This window comes from Tenacibaculum sp. (assembly GCF_050290165.1).
Taxonomy (GTDB): Bacteria; Bacteroidota; Bacteroidia; order Flavobacteriales; family Flavobacteriaceae; genus Polaribacter.
In genome coordinates, this window is the sequence record NZ_JBNKHD010000006.1 from 112,284 (window position 1) to 127,098 (window position 14,815).

At 31.9% G+C, this 14,815-nt stretch carries 19 protein-coding genes; 11 read left to right on the forward strand and 8 right to left on the reverse strand.

Going from position 1 to position 14,815, the window contains the following annotated elements:
- The first annotated feature begins 36 nt into the window (after positions 1-36).
- The 3 genes from ACQY6M_RS07405 to ACQY6M_RS07415 all read left to right on the forward strand — a co-directional run bounded on the left by ACQY6M_RS07405 (position 37) and on the right by ACQY6M_RS07415 (position 2,278).
- Positions 37-867, forward strand: a complete 831-nt coding sequence (locus ACQY6M_RS07405; RefSeq protein ID WP_428741014.1) for a universal stress protein — start codon at positions 37-39, stop codon at positions 865-867.
- Between the two features lie 153 nt (positions 868-1,020).
- A complete protein-coding gene (locus tag ACQY6M_RS07410; protein ID WP_428741013.1) occupies positions 1,021-1,455 on the forward strand; it encodes an Hsp20/alpha crystallin family protein in 435 nt (144 codons plus the stop codon).
- A 151-nt stretch (positions 1,456-1,606) separates the two neighbouring features.
- On the forward strand, positions 1,607-2,278 hold the full coding sequence (locus ACQY6M_RS07415) for a hypothetical protein (RefSeq protein WP_428741012.1): 672 nt from the start codon (positions 1,607-1,609) through the stop codon (positions 2,276-2,278).
- A 198-nt stretch (positions 2,279-2,476) separates the two neighbouring features.
- Here ACQY6M_RS07415 and ACQY6M_RS07420 read toward each other — a convergent pair whose 3' ends face one another.
- The 6 genes from ACQY6M_RS07420 to ACQY6M_RS07445 are packed head-to-tail and all read right to left on the reverse strand — an operon-like array spanning position 2,477 to position 6,856.
- Complete coding sequence (locus tag ACQY6M_RS07420) at positions 2,477-2,917, reverse strand: hypothetical protein (protein WP_428741011.1); 441 nt, start codon at positions 2,915-2,917, stop codon at positions 2,477-2,479.
- A gap of 31 nt (positions 2,918-2,948) precedes the next feature.
- On the reverse strand, positions 2,949-4,322 hold the full coding sequence (locus ACQY6M_RS07425; RefSeq protein WP_428741010.1) for an MBL fold metallo-hydrolase RNA specificity domain-containing protein: 1,374 nt from the start codon (positions 4,320-4,322) through the stop codon (positions 2,949-2,951).
- A gap of 12 nt (positions 4,323-4,334) precedes the next feature.
- The gene (locus ACQY6M_RS07430) at positions 4,335-5,183 is read right to left on the reverse strand and encodes a restriction endonuclease (RefSeq protein ID WP_428741009.1); all 849 of its coding nucleotides are present in this window, start codon (positions 5,181-5,183) and stop codon (positions 4,335-4,337) included.
- The gene (locus tag ACQY6M_RS07435) at positions 5,173-5,583 is read right to left on the reverse strand and encodes a hypothetical protein (protein WP_428741008.1); all 411 of its coding nucleotides are present in this window, start codon (positions 5,581-5,583) and stop codon (positions 5,173-5,175) included. Before ACQY6M_RS07435 ends, ACQY6M_RS07430 begins: the two co-directional genes overlap by 11 nt.
- A gap of 11 nt (positions 5,584-5,594) precedes the next feature.
- On the reverse strand, positions 5,595-6,452 hold the full coding sequence (locus ACQY6M_RS07440) for a universal stress protein (RefSeq protein ID WP_428741007.1): 858 nt from the start codon (positions 6,450-6,452) through the stop codon (positions 5,595-5,597).
- 17 nt (positions 6,453-6,469) lie between these two features.
- On the reverse strand, positions 6,470-6,856 hold the full coding sequence (locus tag ACQY6M_RS07445; RefSeq protein WP_428741006.1) for a hypothetical protein: 387 nt from the start codon (positions 6,854-6,856) through the stop codon (positions 6,470-6,472).
- 234 nt (positions 6,857-7,090) lie between these two features.
- Here ACQY6M_RS07445 and ACQY6M_RS07450 point away from each other — a divergent pair, with 234 nt between their 5' ends.
- Both ACQY6M_RS07450 and ACQY6M_RS07455 read left to right on the forward strand, forming a co-directional pair.
- Positions 7,091-7,552: a hypothetical protein gene (locus tag ACQY6M_RS07450; RefSeq protein ID WP_428741005.1), complete on the forward strand. Its 462-nt coding sequence runs from the start codon at positions 7,091-7,093 to the stop codon at positions 7,550-7,552.
- Positions 7,553-7,558: 6 nt separating this feature from the next.
- Positions 7,559-7,882 (forward strand): hypothetical protein, encoded by a 324-nt coding sequence (locus ACQY6M_RS07455; RefSeq protein WP_428741004.1) that lies wholly within the window; start codon positions 7,559-7,561, stop codon positions 7,880-7,882.
- Positions 7,883-7,906: 24 nt separating this feature from the next.
- Here the strand turns inward: ACQY6M_RS07455 and ACQY6M_RS07460 are convergent, their stop codons facing one another.
- Positions 7,907-9,439 carry a patatin-like phospholipase family protein gene (locus ACQY6M_RS07460; RefSeq protein WP_428741003.1) on the reverse strand — a complete coding sequence of 511 codons (1,533 nt, stop codon included), beginning with the start codon at positions 9,437-9,439 and terminating at the stop codon, positions 7,907-7,909.
- A 29-nt stretch (positions 9,440-9,468) separates the two neighbouring features.
- Positions 9,469-10,059, reverse strand: a complete 591-nt coding sequence (locus tag ACQY6M_RS07465; RefSeq protein WP_428741002.1) for a riboflavin synthase — start codon at positions 10,057-10,059, stop codon at positions 9,469-9,471.
- A gap of 62 nt (positions 10,060-10,121) precedes the next feature.
- On the opposite strand from ACQY6M_RS07465, the gene pdxA reads away from it, so the two are divergent.
- The 6 genes from pdxA to ACQY6M_RS07495 all read left to right on the forward strand — a co-directional run.
- Complete coding sequence (pdxA, locus tag ACQY6M_RS07470) at positions 10,122-11,156, forward strand: 4-hydroxythreonine-4-phosphate dehydrogenase PdxA (protein WP_428741001.1); 1,035 nt, start codon at positions 10,122-10,124, stop codon at positions 11,154-11,156.
- Between the two features lie 74 nt (positions 11,157-11,230).
- The gene (locus ACQY6M_RS07475; RefSeq protein ID WP_428741000.1) at positions 11,231-11,767 is read left to right on the forward strand and encodes a YceD family protein; all 537 of its coding nucleotides are present in this window, start codon (positions 11,231-11,233) and stop codon (positions 11,765-11,767) included.
- An 8-nt stretch (positions 11,768-11,775) separates the two neighbouring features.
- Complete coding sequence (gene rpmF / locus ACQY6M_RS07480; protein WP_047789948.1) at positions 11,776-11,970, forward strand: 50S ribosomal protein L32; 195 nt, start codon at positions 11,776-11,778, stop codon at positions 11,968-11,970.
- Between the two features lie 151 nt (positions 11,971-12,121).
- Positions 12,122-13,117: a beta-ketoacyl-ACP synthase III gene (locus ACQY6M_RS07485; protein ID WP_428740999.1), complete on the forward strand. Its 996-nt coding sequence runs from the start codon at positions 12,122-12,124 to the stop codon at positions 13,115-13,117.
- A 23-nt stretch (positions 13,118-13,140) separates the two neighbouring features.
- Entirely contained in the window at positions 13,141-13,626 is a 486-nt protein-coding gene (gene accB, locus ACQY6M_RS07490) for an acetyl-CoA carboxylase biotin carboxyl carrier protein (protein WP_428740998.1), read from the forward strand.
- 96 nt (positions 13,627-13,722) lie between these two features.
- Positions 13,723-14,815 (forward strand): acetyl-CoA carboxylase biotin carboxylase subunit (locus tag ACQY6M_RS07495; RefSeq protein WP_428744939.1); only part of this gene is annotated, 1,093 nt, incomplete at its 3' end.

Below are 14,815 nucleotides of genomic sequence, written 5' to 3' on the forward strand. Positions count from 1 at the left end.
ATTCCTATGCTTTTTTAGTTTCTAACACTATTAGTTATGCGAAAAAACATTTTACTACCTACAGATTTTTCAGATAATGCATGGAGTGCCATTATATATGCATTGAAACTATACGCGGATGAAGTTTGTACTTTTTACATACTTCATTCCTTAAAAAAGAGTGTATCTGTAATGTACAATCTCACCACCAAACTTTCCAATATCATAGCAGAAAATGCTATGGAAGAATTGGTAGAATTACAAGAAATGGCACAAGCAGCAAATACAAATGCAAATCATGAATTTAAAGTTGTATTAAGCAAAGAGGATTTATCAACTGCATTAAAAACAACTATTAAAAGTCACCAAATAGATCTTGTTGTAATAGGAACAAAAGGCTCTACTGCGGCGAAAGAGTTGTTCTTTGGAAGCAATACACTTAAAATCATCAAACAATTGAGGTTATGTCCTGTTTTAGTAATTCCAGAAGACTTTGATTTTGTTATTCCTAAACAAATAGCCTTTCCTACAGATTTTAATCGGTTTTATGAAGATCAAGAAATAAAACCATTAAAAGAAATAGCAGAATTGTATGATTCTACAATTAGGATTGTACATATAGCAGAAGAAAATGAGCTTAGTGAAGTGCAAAATTATAATCTAACTATGCTGAAGGGCTATCTATATGACTACTCCTATACCCTACATTGGATGGCTAATTACACCAAAAAAGCAACAGAAATAAATGATTTTATAAAAGAGTTAAAAATAGACATGCTAGTCATGGTAAACTACAAACATGGTTTTATTGAAGGAATTGTTAAAGAGCCAGTAATAAAAAAAATAGGATTTCACCCCATAGTACCTTTTTTAGTTATTCCCGATTAAAACAGAAACGCTATAAAACATACTATGCTTATATAAAGAAACTCTCTTAACCAAAAAACAGCACCTTAATTAACTGATAAATATCATTTTAAAAAAGACATTCTGTTAATAACTTAGTTGTTCAAATCAAGTTTAACATCAAAATTAACAATTATGTCACTTATTAAATTTAACGACAAAAGAGGGCTATTTCCTTTGTGGACAAATGAGGGCTTAAGAAATTTTTTCAATACTGATTTTTTTGAAGAAAATAGTTTAATGCCCGCCATGAACGTTAAGGAACAAGACGATAATTTCGAAATCGAATTTGCTGCTCCAGGGTTTTCTAAAAAGGACTTCGAAATAACTATTGATAATAATGTGCTTAACGTTTCTGGAGAAAAAAAACACGAGGCCGAAGAAAAAGAAGAAAATTATACTCGTAAAGAGTTTAGTTACAACTCTTTTAAGCGATCTTTAAGCTTGCCTGAATCTATTAATACAGATCAAGATGTTAAAGCTATTTACGAAAATGGTATTTTAAAGCTTAATCTCCAAAAGAAAAAAGGACCTGATGAAAAACCAAAAAAAATTATTGAAGTAAAGTAAGAAAGTAAAGTAAAAAGTAGCCCTTGGCGCTGCTTTTTACTTTATTAACCTAAAATCAAAACTATTACATTATAAACGCTAGCAAAGTAAGTAGAATGTTTAATCTAGATTCCCTTACAAAAATTTACTATTAAAATAACACCAAGCAAAAATGAAAACTATATTCTTAGCTATTATTCTACTTTTAATAACAAGTTGCTCTCCTGTTATTTTAGTAGACAACTGGAAGAGTCCAGAAATTGACACTTACGAACCGTATAAAATATTAGTTGTTGGCTTGACATCTAATAACGATGCTAGACAAATGTTTGAAAACAAATTTAAAGAGGAATTACAGCTTCGAGGAACTGAGGCAGTTAGTAGTTTAACCCTTTTTGATTCAGCTTTTAAGACAAAAAAAATGACTGAAGATGACCTGAATGTATTAGAAAATAAACTTATCGAAGATGGTTTTGATACTATCTTACTGTCAAAGGTAATTGGAGTAGAAAATAAACTAGCTTACAATAAAAATTACAAGGGAGATGATGAAGTTTATAAGAAATTTAAGGATGAATATTACATGTATCAGGACATCTTCTATAATCCAGACTATTACCAAGAATACAAAGTTTATCATATAGAAACTACGATGTATTGTATTTGTCCTACAAAAGACAAAGAACTTATCTGGAAAGGATATATTGACATCGTTGACCCAAAATCTACCGATAAAACGATTAATGAGTATGTTAACTTAGTAATTATGGCTTTGGAAAAGCAACAACTTATTGCTTCTAAAACCACATTGCCAAAAGATACCGAAACAACTCCAATAAATTAATATCTTTCTTTTACTACTTAGAACTAGAAAGCTACAATAATTTTACTTTTCTTCTGGCGAGAAATATTATGGTAGAATTATTTACTCTTAGTTCACATATACCTTTATGGGTAAGCTCTATATTATTGAATAACAAAAACTCGAGATTGAAATTCAACCTCGAGTTTTTTGTTGTAATCCATAAATGTACACTATAACTTATTCATTTAACCTTTTTTTATCAGATTTAGCGATTTTTTTTATTGTATCAAAAAGTGTTTCTTTAAAACTCTGATACTCTTTTAAAAATTCACTAATCTCAATAATCAACCTTCTATGTTCATTTTTATATACTTCCTCTTCAATTACCTGATCTACTCCATCTACCATTATTTCTAAACCTCTCTCATGAGCTTTAACTATCTTAATCAGTTCATCTGTTTTCTTTCTTGAACTACTTAAAGACTCTACTATTTTAGTAGTTTTTTTGAAATGATCTGGGTCTATTAATTCAAAAATGTATTTTCTAATTAAATCTTCAAAAAAAAGCTGTTCATCTTTTAAAAAAGCAAGCTCCGATAACCATTGTTTTGATGCTATGTGCATATCCTCTGCACTAAACCATTCTACATATTTTAAGTGTGCTTCTGTTGTTTTCATCGAGTTTGTTTTTATGGTTAAAAATTTTGTTCTACACAATCAACTCTTTTACATCATGTAATTTTGGAATAAGTACATTCCATTTTTTCTCTTTCTGTATTTTTAATCTTAAAGCATCCAAAGCTGTTTGCTCTCCATGTACAAGAAACACCTCTTCTGGTGTATTCTTAATTTCACTCAGCCAATTCAGTAAATCTTGTTGGTCTGCATGTGCCGATAAACTCTCTATGCTCTTCACCTTAGCTTTCACAGGAAAATACCTTCCGAAAAACTTTATTTCATGACATCCTTCTTGCAATTGCCTTCCTCTTGTTCCTTCTGCTTGATATCCTACTAACAAAATTATAGTTGTCGGATCATCTATCAATTGACTTAAATAGGTTAAAACCCTACCTCCTGTTACCATTCCACTTCCTGCAATTATTACTTTTGATCTAGAATCATCTATAGTCTCCCAGGTCTCTCCATACGATTCAATAATATTCATGTGACTACACATAGCTTTGTACTCATCCATTGGTAATTTATGCCATTGAGGATACCGCTTAAAAACCTCTAAAACATTATTCCCCATCGGACTATCAACAAAAATTGGAATGCTAGGAATTTTATTTTTTTTATAGAGTCTCCATAAGATATACATTAACATTTGTAAGCGTTCTACAGCAAAACTGGGTATGACTAAATTTCCTTTGTTGACGATAGTCTCTTTAATAAGTTCAGACAAAATTTCCTCAACATCTTCTTGTGGGTGCAACTTATGACCATACGTGCTTTCCAAAAAAAGATAATCTGCCCATGCTGGCTTTTTAGGTGCTGCTAATAAATAATCATTCACTCTACCAACATCACCAGAAAACACAAATCTTTTTTTGTTGATTTCCAGCTCAATAAAAGTAGCTCCTATAATATGACCATTGTATTGAAACCTATATGATATTTCTTTTGATAATGATGCCCATTCTCCTTCTTCTTTTGCCTCAAACAATTCTATAGTTTTTTCTGCTTCAGTTACCGTATAAAAAGGTAACACAGGGTTATGTTTACTATAATTTTCCTCAGCTGCCTTTTCTGCTTCTTCTTCATGAATTTTTGCACTGTCTTTTAAAATAATTTCTGCAATTGCCAATGTAGGATTTGTTCCTATTATTTTTCCTCTAAACCCTTGTTTATATAATCTTGGTAAAAAACCTACATGATCTAAATGTCCGTGAGTTAACAATACTACATCAATCTTTTTTACATCAACTGGGAGTTCTTTCCAATTCAGTTCTCTAAGCTCCTTGATTCCTTGAAACATACCACAATCAATCATAAGCTGTTTATCAAAAGCCTGTATTAAGAATTTTGAACCCGTAACCGTACCTGCCGCTCCGAAAAAATGAACTTTAGCAAAATTGAGCATATTTATAAAATTTTAACTATCACACAATTGACCTATTTCTGCAAGAATTCTTTTTTTCCTTACCTCAGAAACCCCTAAATGATCTAAGTAAAAATCATCTTTAATCAACTCTCTACACAATACGACATCTCTATTCAATAAAAATTGTTTTTCTCTATTCGTTAATAATGTAGATACCGTAATAGGATATAGCCCTAAACGATCAATTATATCTTTTAAGCTATTTCCGCTTGGGTAATCCCAACTTAATAAATACAAGCCCGCACAATTGCCATACTGAACAGCATCTTGTGTAAAACGTGTATTGGTTACTACCCAACCTTGAGTTAAAGTGGTTTCGTGCTTTTTAAAAGTATTCCAATAATTTTTTACATCTATATAGCGAGAATGTATATATAGCGGAATTTTCACATTACACACAAGTCCCCTTTCGCTATGAAACTTGCATTCCACAACGGTCGTTTCATTATTTTTATGAGCCAAAACATCTATTTCATGTTCCACGCACTCTCCTTGCAAAATTGCTCCAACCGTAACTTCATAACCTGAAAATTTTAAAATTGTTCCTATAAAATGTTCAAAAGGAAAACCGGTAGGTCCTAATTCGTATATCGCTTTTTTAAGTTTATATTTTGAGGCTAATACTCTCTTTTTTTTCTTTAATAGTGCAAAAGCTCTATTATAAATTTCTTTAGTAGTAATCCCTTCATATAACTCTTCTTCAACCATTTCCAAAATATGTTCTATTACATCATCATCTGCCCCGGTTCTTTTAAGAGATTTTTTTAGCTTAGCTAACGAAAATTGCGCCACTTCACCAGAAGCTTTCACAATTGATATTTTATTTGAACTAGTTTTCATTTTCAAAAAAATCTCTAACTAAAGCCTTCACTTGATTATCTGTCATGCTATCAACCCTTTTCACTGCTTTTACCTTAGCGTACAACTCTTTATGTGAAGTTTCTAACTCTTTCCTAAACTTTTCAAAGGTTTCTGCTGGACCAAAAATCGCCAGCGAATCGGCATTATTAACTTCTTCTGCTAGTTCGTTAAAATATCTTTTTGTTTGATGCTTTTCTCTTTCTAGGTATTTACTGTCCTGAACTACATCTTGTGGGCCACCTTTAAATTTAGTTCCAGAGCCTCCATGAATACGAAATGTTTCTATATTAGACTCTATCGTTTTCATATTTTCTTTTCCTTTTTCAATGGTTACAACAAGAGCTTTTTCTTTATCTAACCAAACACCTACATTTTTCATTGTTCCCTTTTTTAGTTTCTTAAATCATGTAATACTAACACAGGTACTTTTAACTTATACCCTATTTCTTTTACTAATGGTTTTGAGAATATAGTATCAAAAAACGGATGTTTTTTGTTTATAAAAGCCACCATATCACTATCTCTACTTTCAACAAAACATTTTATTGCCATAGGTACAGTAATACAAGACAATGAATGAAAAGAATAATCTAACCCTTCAAAATATTCTTTTAACATCTCTTTGCGTTCCTTTTGACTTTCATCTATATTATCATTATTAGTAATGTGCAACACCCTTAAAGATGCATTGCAGGCTCTAACAATATCTATTAAATACGCTAATTCTCTTTTTTTATAATGAGTTCTATAACTTGTTGGAAAAACTATTTCTTTTGGTATTTTTTTCTGAGCTCCTTTAGGCACTACTAAAACAGGGCAATTACGAATCTTCTCCATCACTTGTATAGCATTACTACCAAAAACAGAACTTACATCATCAGTAAGACCTTTTGTAGCCATTATCACCATCTCTATATCTTTTTGTTCTACAACTTCGTCTACTATGCTCAATAATGATTTACCATTTAACGATAGATAATTAAATTGATGAAAAGGATTATTTTCTTCTTTGGATTCTATTCGTTTTGAAACCCTATCAAGGCCTGCCAATGATTTTTTCTTTGGCTCATCATATCCCTTTTCTTTTGGCTTAGGAGGCACAATGTCTTCTATCAAATTGTAAACTGTTTTAAAAACGTTTAATACAAAAAAGTCACATCTTTCAGTTTTAAACAATTCTAAAGCATAAGCAATTGCATCATACGACGCTTCTGAGAAATCCGTTAATAATAGAATCTTTTTTTTCATTTTGTTTTAAATTCAACTTAAAAAGGTACAATACCATAAGCCTCATTAAGCATAAACAATCCTAAAAAAAACAACAGTATATACATAGCTTGTATAAATTTAAGATTTGCTTGCTCCAGCCAACTAATAGCTTTTTTAGGAAAAGTAAATAAAAAGATGCCTTTTATTAAAGCCAACCAACCAAACAAGGTTACTAGTAATTTAATATTTGGCTCCCATATATTATGAACCAACACATTAAGCAGTCCTATAATAATAGCGAAAAGTGAAATGATAATTAAGAACCGTGCATCTTTTAAATTTTTTATTATCTGCTTTATTCTTTTGGGGTTAAAGCTTAACACAAAGAAAAATATAATACAATACCACCCCCAGAACTTTAGTAAAAAAACTGAAATATCCATAACCTATAGTTTTACACACCCCATAAAGATACGAACATAACCAATTGATTTTCATGATTTTTATCATCTAAACACAAATATATTTTGCCTGTAATTAAACCACACAAAGGTTTTTTATTTTCATTACCCCCAGAAAAACACTTCATTTTTCTAAGCCTTTTTTCTCTCTAATTTAATTCATAAATCATTAAATTTACTTGCTTAAAAAAAATAAGAATCAATAAAAACTGTCAAATGAAAAACGCCAAACCCTTCTTTCTCTTAATCTTTTTTGTCACTTTTCTTTCATCTTGTAGCATTCTAAAAACAACTCCTTACGATCAGTACTCATTTCAAAAAACTATTGAAATAAAAATTGATGCTACCCATCTTATGGAGAAAGCTGAGAATCCTTATCAAGAAAACATCTCTGAAATTCAGGAATTGAAAAGTGAAATTGCTAAAATTGTTGAATATGAAAAATACAAACCCAACAATGAAATAACCTATAAAATGTGGTTACTTATAGCTAATGAAGACAAAAACTTACTTGCTGGTTTTTTGAAACGTTGGGAAGAGAAAGATAAACTATCTTCTTTTTTTATTACAGAAGCTAAAGGACAAATTACAGAGGCTTTTGACTTGTTACTGCAATATGAAAGCAAAAAAGAACCTGCCACTAAAAATCAATTATTAGAACTTCTTTCAAACAATTAATTCGCTATGGATTTCGAAAAAATATTACAAGAATTAAAAAAATCGTTACTTACACTATTTAATGATAAGTTTAGTGAGTTTTCACAAGAATCAAAAAAAGACATTACTGCTTTTCTAAACGAATCTAAAGACAAGCTTGAAAGATGGACTACCTTATTAAAACAAGGAAAACTTACGTTAGACGATTTTGAATGGTTAATGCAAAGTCAAAAAGATTTATTTCATCTTAAAGCTCTACAAGCTGTGGGTGTTTCAAAAATTAGTTTAGGGCACTTTAAAAACAAAATTATCAAGACGATTGTCAATACTGTTAAAGTCTTAGTACTATAAAAAAAATAAAACCTCATAAATTATTTATGAGGTTTTATTTTTTCGTTGCTCTATTAAAAACTTTGGATTTTTCTGAAACTCTTTCCATAAAAGTAATAACTCATTAAAAAGAGGTATTGTATTCACCTCTTCTCCATACTGAACAATCATGTATGCTAATAAATTATAGCATGTGGTATATTCTCCACAAGCAACAACAGTATCTAACATATTTGCTGCTTTATCTTTTTTAGTAAACCACAAAGTGGTACCAAACGATGTGCTTTTTTTCGAATTATCAATAATTGCTTGGCTTATTTCACCTGTGTGAGCAACAATATCTTTCCACCTTTTCTCATTCTCTGGTTGCGTTGTCTGGTTTCCTGACGGATCTTTACATCTTAACTCATACACCGTAGATGTTATAATCTTATTTGGAAAAGCATTGTAAATTGCATACGCATGTTGCCTTCTGTCATTTTTAAGAAAAACTACGCTTGCCATACGCATCAGAGACTTTGCTCTGTTGAGTATATAAAAACCTACTCGTCTTGGGGGCAGATATAGTTTTTGATCTATTCCTGTTTCATTTTGCATTAATTTAGAAAGAGAAAAAAACAAAAAGTGAATACAAGCTAAAAATGCTAGTATAACTACACTTATTGTATACGGAATCCACCACTTTTGCACACCAAAAAACACAGTAGTTAATAACACAAATAATAAAGTGAATGCACTTGATATATAAGAAACATACACATTAAACTTTGAATCTGAAGCAAATTTAAATCCCTCTCCCGGGTATGGTGATGAAACATCACATAAAAAGAACACATCATAGTCTTCATTTTTTTCATCACACTTATTTTGTGTTTCAGATACAAAAACAGATGCTCCTTGATTATCTACAATACCACCATCCATTAACCCTATTTCTTCCAAGTCATTATGTATAGGGCTAAAATCATTCGGGAAGCCCATAGGTTCAAATCCTCCAGGAAAAGCTGTTGAAGCAGCAATGACATCTCCTAATTTGATATCATCTATTACCCCTTTGTAATTACTGTGTATTTTACTATTTCCAAACCTTTTTCTATTTCCTTCTATATTCTGAAATCTAAATTGGTGTGTACTATCAAAATCCGTAGCATTAAAAACGACTCTTTTTAAATGCGTTTTTCTTTCGCTTATTACATCTTGAATCTGCCCTAAGGTTGTATGATTTGTAAAATTATTATACTCAATCGCAAAAGCATTGATTGGATTTTTTCTCTTGTGTTTGTTTTCTGGTTGATTCCATATTAAAGGAGATCTTAAATGATCAAGCGCATTACCCGCTAGTTCATCTTTATTCAACCATTCGTAATACTCATCAAAAAACGTTTGAAAATTTTTTCCTTCTATTTGAGATTCTGAATATTTAACTCCTGTAATAGTTCCACCAGATACTGTAGAAATAGCTTTTACATTTTCCAACAGCCCTACTTTTTCTAGCAAAGACAAAGTTCCAAGAGAAAAACAAGCTGCTCGATATCCACCTCCTGAAAAACACAAGGCAATAGATTTAAATAATTTCATGTTTTAATGCAATTTTTTGAATGTTAACTCTATTCTCTTAACCCATAAAGTCTAGCTACATATTTTCCTACAACATCAAACTCTAAATTTACTTTACTACCTATTTTGAAGTTTTTAAACGTAGTATGCTCAAAAGTATATGGTATAATTGCCACACTAAATTCATCTTTTTTAGAATTTACCACCGTTAAACTCACCCCATTTATCGTAATTGAACCTTTTTCAATCGTAATATTACTTCCATCAAAATCGTATGAAAAAGTAAAAACAGTACTTCCATCTGCATCTTCTATATTTTTACAGGTTCCTGTTCTATCTACATGACCTTGCACAATATGACCATCCAAACGAGCTCCTAATTTCATAGCTCTTTCCAAGTTTACCTCTTCACCTATTTGCAAATCACCAATATTAGTTTTATCTAAGGTTTCTTTTATGGCAGTAACAGTATATTCATCTTTATCAATAGCTACAACAGTTAAACAAACACCATTATGTGCTATACTTTGATCTATTTTTAACTCATTAGTAATATTGCTTTGAATTGTAAGGTGTAAGTTTTCTTTTTCACGTTCAATACCTTTTACAATTCCAAGAGTTTCTATTATTCCGGTAAACATTCTATAAAATTTAGTTACTTTTGTTAGCATCAAAAATACAACTTTACCTACGAAAGTATACTATGGATAAAGCAAACAAAATTATTGTTGGAATTTCTGTTGGAGATATCAATGGAATTGGTATCGAAATTATTTTAAAAACTTTTGAAGACAAACGAATGCTAGACTTTTGTACTCCCGTTTTGTTTGCTTCAAACAAATTAATTTCTTTCCATAAAAAAGCCTTGAACCTTAACAACAGTATCCATGGTATTACCTCTATTGACAAACTTGTTCATGGTAAAATCAATTTATTGAATGTTTGGAAGGAAGAAGTTAAATTTGATATAGGAAAACTTACTGAAGAGGGAGGTAAATATGCATTAAAATCATTACAAGCAGCGGTATCTGCTTTAAAGAATGATCAAATTGATGTAATTGTTACCGCTCCTATTAGTAAAGAAAATATTCAGTCAGAAGAGTTCAACTTTCCTGGTCATACAGAATATTTAGAAGAAAACTTAGAAGGAAAGAGCTTGATGATTTTGATGACAGATGAGTTACGTATTGGTCTGATAACTGGTCACATCCCAGTTTCAAAAGTAGCGGAAACCATTACTCCGGAACTTATCAAATCTAAAGTTGATATCATGTACAATTCGTTAAAACAAGATTTCAACATTAACAAACCTAAAATTGCAGTTTTAGGATTAAATCCACATTGTGGAGATAATGGAATTATTGGTACTGAAGATGATGAAATTATTCGTCCTACAATTGCAGAAATTAAAGAAACCGGAAAATTAGTTTTTGGTCCATATGCTGCTGATGGTTTCTTTGGTTCTAAAACCTATGAGCAGTTTGATGGCGTATTAGCCATGTATCACGACCAAGGATTGGCTCCTTTTAAAGCTTTATCTTTTGGAAATGGTGTGAATTTCACTGCTGGTTTAGATAAAATAAGAACCTCACCAGACCACGGAACTGGTTTTGACATTGCAGGTAAAAATAAAGCAAATGCAACCTCATTTAAAGAAGCTTTATTTGCCTCATTACAAATATTTAAGAACAGAAAAGAGTATCAGGAACTTACTGATAATGCTTTAAACGTAAAATAGTTTATTTTTTTTGTACAAAATATAAAAATAAAAACATTTTTTATATCTTTGCACGCTCAAATTGATAGTTGTAGATGAAAGACTTAAAAGAATTCAACATACCTTTTGTAGGTTTAAAAGAAGGAAGTCATTTATTTGAATATCAAATTGGCAAAACGTTCTTTGAAGCATTTCAATTTGATGAATTTAATGACGCTAACATAAAAGCTGATATTACATTTGTAAAAAAAAGCACTTTATTTGAGCTTTCTTTTACTATAAATGGAACTGTTAATGTTCCATGTGATGTCACTAACGAACCGTTTGACCTTCCAATTGATGGTAGTTTGAATTTAGTTGTTAAATTTGGACCTGAGTTTAATGACGAGCATGATGAAATTTTGATACTTCCATATGAAGCTTATCAAATTAATGTAGCACAATACATATATGAGTTAATTGTGTTATCGGTACCAACCAAAAGAGTACACCCAAGTGTAACAGATGGTTCAATGCAATCAGATGCTTTAAAGAAATTAGAAGAATTAAGAATAAACGAAGAGAAAACTGTTGAAGAAGAATCAACAGACCCTAGATGGGATAAATTAAAGGATTTACTAACAGATAAATAAGACATAAAATGGCACATCCAAAGAGAAAAATATCTAAAACTAGAAGAGACAAAAGAAGAACTCACTATAAAGCTTCTGTTCCTCAAATAGCTGTTGATCCTACAACTGGAGAAGCTCATTTATACCACAGAGCTCACTGGCATGAAGGTAAACTTTATTACAGAGGTCAAGTAGTATTAGAAAGCGCTGCTGCTGAGGCTTAAGAACTAGTTTAAAAACATAAAAAAACCCTCTATTTTGAGGGTTTTTTTATGTTTTTTCATCAAAAAATACTCTTTTTGATGCTTTTTTCTATAAAAAAGTGAAATAATTTTCATTACTTTGAAAACTCGTTTTACGACAAAACAAACAACTATGACTAAAATAACTGCAGCTATAACAGCAGTAGGAAAGTACCTTCCTGAGTATGCTCTTACCAATAAGGAGCTAGAGACTATGGTAGACACCAATGATGAGTGGATTACTAGTAGAACAGGAATCAAAGAACGAAGAATCCTAAAAGGAGATGGTCTTGGAACTTCTTTCATGGCCATTAAAGCAGCAGAAGATTTACTGCAAAAATCAAACACCAATCCAGAAGACATCGAAATGGTAATTGTAGCCACTGCTACTCCTGATTTACCAGTTGCTTCAACAGCCGCTTATACTGCTTCAAAAATAGGAGCTGTTAATGCTTTTTCTTATGACTTACAAGCAGCCTGTTCAAGCTTTTTATATGGTATGTCAACTGCCGCAAGGTATATTGAAAGTGGTCGCTACAAGAAAGTATTATTAATTGGAGCAGACAAAATGTCTTCAATTATCGATTATACTGATAGAGCTACCTGTATTATTTTTGGTGATGGTGCCGGTGCTGTATTATTTGAACCTAACAATGATGGTTTAGGATTACAAGACGAATACTTGAGAAGTGATGGTATTGGTCGCGAATTCTTAAAAATTGAAGCTGGTGGATCAATCTTACCTCCATCAGAAGAAACTGTTAAAAACAAACAACACTTTGTTCATCAAGAAGGAAAAACAGTGTTTAAATTTGCGGTGTCTAACATGGCAGATGTTTCTGAGAAAATGTTAACCAGAAACAACTTAACAAAAGAAGATATTCAGTGGTTAGTTCCACATCAAGCTAATAAAAGAATCATCGAAGCTACAGCAAATAGAGTTGGGCTAGAAGATGAAAAAGTAATGATGAATATTCATAAGTACGGAAACACTACTTCTGCAACTTTACCGTTATTACTTGCCGACTATGAAAAAGAGTTAAAAAAAGGAGATAATTTAATTTTTGCCGCATTTGGTGGAGGGTTCACTTGGGGATCTATCTACTTAAAATGGGCGTATAACTCATAACTGAACAACTAAAATTTAGGAAAATGGACATTAAAGAAATTCAAAGTCTTATAAAATTTGTAGCAAAATCAGGTGCAAGTGAAGTAAAACTAGAAATGGAGGATATTAAAATCACCATTAAAACTGGAGGCGAAGCTTCTGAAACTACAATTATCCAAGCAGCTGCTCCTATGGCTACTGCACCACAAATGATTGCTCAAGCCCCAGTAGCACAACAAGCAGCTCCTGCTCCTGCAGCCGCTTCTGCTAACACTGAAGATGACTCAAAATATGTAACTATAAAATCACCAATCATTGGTACTTTTTACCGTAAACCATCTCCAGATAAACCTTCATTTGTTGAAGTTGGTAGTACTGTAAATGCTGGTGACACTGTATGTGTTATCGAAGCAATGAAGTTATTTAACGAAATCGAGTCAGAAGTATCTGGTAAAATCGTTAAAGTATTAGTGGACGATTCTTCTCCAGTAGAATTTGATCAACCATTATTTTTAGTAGACCCATCATAACATTTAGTTTAGAAAGTTTAAAAGTTTGGAAGTTTAATAGTAGGTATTGTTAAACTCATCAACCACTAAACGTATAAACTCATAAACTCATAAAGTATGTTTAAAAAGATATTAATTGCCAATAGAGGCGAAATCGCACTTCGTGTAATTAGAACCTGTAAAGAGATGGGGATAAAAACAGTAGCTGTTTATTCTAAAGCGGATGCTGAAAGTTTACACGTAAGGTTTGCAGATGAAGCTGTTTGTATTGGACCTGCACCAAGTAGCGAATCATATTTAAAAATGGATCGCATTATTGCTGCTGCTGAAATTACGAATGCAGACGGTATTCACCCAGGATACGGGTTCTTAGCTGAAAATGCTAAATTCTCAAGATTATGTGAAGAGCACGATATTAAATTTATTGGGGCTTCTCCTGAAATGATTGACCGTATGGGAGACAAAGCGAACGCTAAAGCTACTATGAAAGCTGCTGGTGTACCTTGTGTACCAGGTAGTGACGGTGTAATTACCACTTTTGAAGAGTGTGAAAAAATCGCTGTAGAAACAGGATACCCAGTAATGTTAAAAGCTTCTGCTGGTGGTGGAGGTAAAGGAATGCGTGCTGTTTGGAAAGCTGAAGATTTAAAAGATGCTTGGGATTCTGCAAGACAAGAATCAAAAGCTGCTTTTGGTAATGACGATATGTATATGGAGAAGTTAATTGAAGAACCTCGCCATATTGAAATTCAAGTAGTAGGTGATGCTTACGGTAAAGCTTGTCACTTATCTGAAAGAGACTGTTCAGTACAACGTCGCCACCAAAAATTAACAGAAGAAACTCCTTCTCCATTCATGACGGAAGAATTACGTGATGCAATGGGTGAAGCTGCAGTAAAAGCTGCTGAGTTTATTAAGTACGAAGGAGCTGGAACTGTTGAATTCTTAGTAGACAAACACCGTAACTTCTACTTTATGGAAATGAATACTCGTATCCAAGTAGAGCACCCAATTACTGAAGAAGTAGTTGATTACGATTTAATTCGTGAGCAAATTTTAGTTGCTGCTGGTGTGCCAATTTCTGGTAAAAACTACACACCTCAATTACACTCAATTGAATGTAGAATAAATGCTGAAGATCCTCATATGAACTTTAGACCTTCTCCTGGTAAGATTACTTCTTATCATGAGCCAGGTGGACATGGAGTTC